Consider the following 2,564-nt stretch of genomic DNA (forward strand, 5'->3'; position numbering starts at 1 on the left):
GTAAGCGCGAATTTCTGTGCGCCTTCTGAAGGGCGGTGCTCTGATGCATGAAGTTTCCACCCGAAATAGGTGGACACCAAATCATGGATGAAGATGCTCCTAAACTGCAAGTGCGGCTTGTTGGTCGCGACGGCCGTCGTCGATATGACCCTGCGTCGAGAGATCGGCTTGTCGCGGCTTGCCTGGAACCCGGCGTTTCGGTCTCGCGTCTGGCGTTGGAGCACGGCGTCAATGCTAATCTTGTTCGGAAATGGGTGAAGAGAGCCAAAGAAGGACGTCCTTTGCCTCTGGTCTCGGGGTTCGTTCCGGTTCGGATTGCTGCAGATATTTCCTCGGCCTCTGGCGGCGATTTGCTGGCGAAGACCGAGCCATTGGGCAAGCACTCTCATGCACCCAAGGTGAGTGCTCTCCTGCCGAATGGGATTAGCCTGACCGTTGAGTACGACGATGTGGATGGACTGGTCGCAATCGTAGGAGCGCTGGGTCATGTTCAGACTGGGCGCTGATCTTGAGGTCTATTTGTACCGAGAGCCGATCGACTTTCGGGCAGGCATCAACAGCCTTGCAGTCCTGGTCCAGGAGACGATGGCGCTGGACCCGTTTGCTCCTGCGGTATTTGCCTTCTGCAATCGCCGGCGTGACCGGGTGAAGCTTTTGTTCTTTGATCGGTCCGGGTTTGTTATGGTCCTGAAGAAATTGACGGAAGACAAGTTCAGGTGGCCCCGCCGAGAGACTGTGGTGGTGACACTCTCGACCGAGCAGCTCCAGTGGATCCTGGACGGCATCGATATCGATGCGATGGTGCGCCATCCGGTTCGGCAATATCAGATCGCCGGCTGAGGATGGCGAATTGAGCTGTTGACGCGCAGGGCCGGTTCAGATTCAAGGATCTGATGACGAGAACCGGCGAGCCGAGCGTTGCAGAACTGATGGCGCAGTTGGCGGCAAATGCTGCCGAAATCGCCGCGCTCAAAGCCGAGAAGGAAGCGCTCTCGCAACGGGTCGTCAAGCTGGAAGAGGAGCTGGCACTGGCAAGGCTTCATCGCTTTGCCCCACGCAGCGAAAAGCATATTGATCGCCTCTTCAACGAAGCCGAAGAGGCTGCAGACGAAGATGATAGTGACGGCGGTGATGACGTTGTCGATCTCCCGGACACAGGCCTGCCGCCGGTCGAGAGCACCGCAGGAAAGAAACGCGGCCGCAGACCTCTGCCGGAAGACTTGCCGCGCGAGCGTGTCGAATACGACCTTGCTGACGATCAGAAGGCTTGCCCGTGCTGCAACAGTCAAATGCATCGCATGGGCGAGGCCGTTACTGAACAGCTCCATATCGAGGTCAAGGCAAAGGTTCTGCAGAATGTGCGGTTCAAATATGCTTGCCGCCATTGCGACCGCACCGGGATTAACACGCCCGTCGTAATCGCTCCAATGCCGCCACAACCCCTGCCAGGCAGCATCGCTACTGCCTCGACGCTAGCCTTCGCGCTGGTTCATAAATACGTCGACGGCACCCCGCTCTACCGCGTGGCACAGACATTCGAGCGGGCCGGCGTTCCGATCAGCCGCGGCGCTCTTGCTCACTGGGTAATCGGTTCGAGCGAGAAGCATCTTCATCGCATCTATGACGCTCTGAAGCTGCGGCTCCGATCGCAACCCCTCATTCATGGTGATGAGACAACAGTTCAGGTCCTTAAGGAGAAGGACAAGGAAGCCACCAGCACGTCGTATATGTGGGCATATCGCAGTGGCGAGGACAGCGACGAGCCAATCGTGCTTCTCGATTATCAGCCCGGCCGCGGCCAGATTTACCCTCAGACCTTCCTCGGAGACTACCGCGGCATATTGGTGAGCGATGGCTACACTGCATGGCGCACATTGAATGGTGCAACCCATGTCGGATGCATGGCCCATGCCAGGCGACGCTTCGTTGACGCGCTCAAGGCCAGAAAGAACGGCGGCGGGCCGCCGGAGCAAGCGCTTCGGTTCTTCGAGCAGCTTTACAGGATCGAGAGGCAGGCCCGAAGCGAAAAGAACGGCGCCAATGAAACGCAGGCCGACTGCATTCGCCGCTTCCGACAACAACACAGCTTGCCCGTCCTGAATGCCCTAAAGGCGTGGCTCGACGCCATCGCGCCAAAGGTTGTGCCGGATACCAAGCTCGGCGATGCCGTGTCCTACACTTTGAACCAATGGGATTACCTGACACGCTACACCGGCGACGGCAGGATGCCGATCGATAACAATGTTCTCGAACGCGAGATCAGAGTTTTTGCGACCGGAAGAAAATCGTGGCTGTTCAGCGACACCGCCGATGGAGCCAAGGCCAGTGCCGTGATCTACAGTCTGATGCTCACTTGCCGCGCCTGTGGCGTCGATCCGCTGGCATGGCTGCGCCACGTGCTCACCGAGTTGCCGCAGCGGACGGAAGCGGCCGACATAGGTGACCTGTTGCCGATCAACTTCTCCAAAGCCTCTGCCGCCGCCTAACAGAGCCGGAATAATCACTACAGATCCGAGGGCGGTTCACCGGTCAGGCCGTCAATGCGCATGGAAAATCGCGCTTAC

2 protein-coding genes and 1 pseudogene are annotated in these 2,564 nt (G+C 58.4%); all 3 read left to right on the forward strand.

All coding sequences use genetic code 11. The annotated features are described in order from the left end of the window. Positions 1-182 precede the first annotated feature (182 nt). Positions 183-275 (forward strand): annotated as a pseudogene (locus tag BJ928_RS39700) (transposase); the annotation flags it as partial. Between the two features lie 211 nt (positions 276-486). Next, positions 487-840: an IS66 family insertion sequence element accessory protein TnpB gene (gene tnpB, locus BJ928_RS38370; protein ID WP_047637281.1), complete on the forward strand. Its 354-nt coding sequence runs from the start codon at positions 487-489 to the stop codon at positions 838-840. A gap of 53 nt (positions 841-893) precedes the next feature. Further along, a complete protein-coding gene (locus tag BJ928_RS38375) occupies positions 894-2,486 on the forward strand; it encodes an IS66 family transposase (RefSeq protein ID WP_047637279.1) in 1,593 nt (530 codons plus the stop codon). Positions 2,487-2,564 lie beyond the last annotated feature (78 nt).

Origin of the sequence: Rhizobium sp. WW_1 (assembly GCF_003610155.1) — a bacterium.
Lineage (GTDB): Bacteria > Pseudomonadota > Alphaproteobacteria > Rhizobiales > Rhizobiaceae > Rhizobium > Rhizobium tropici_A.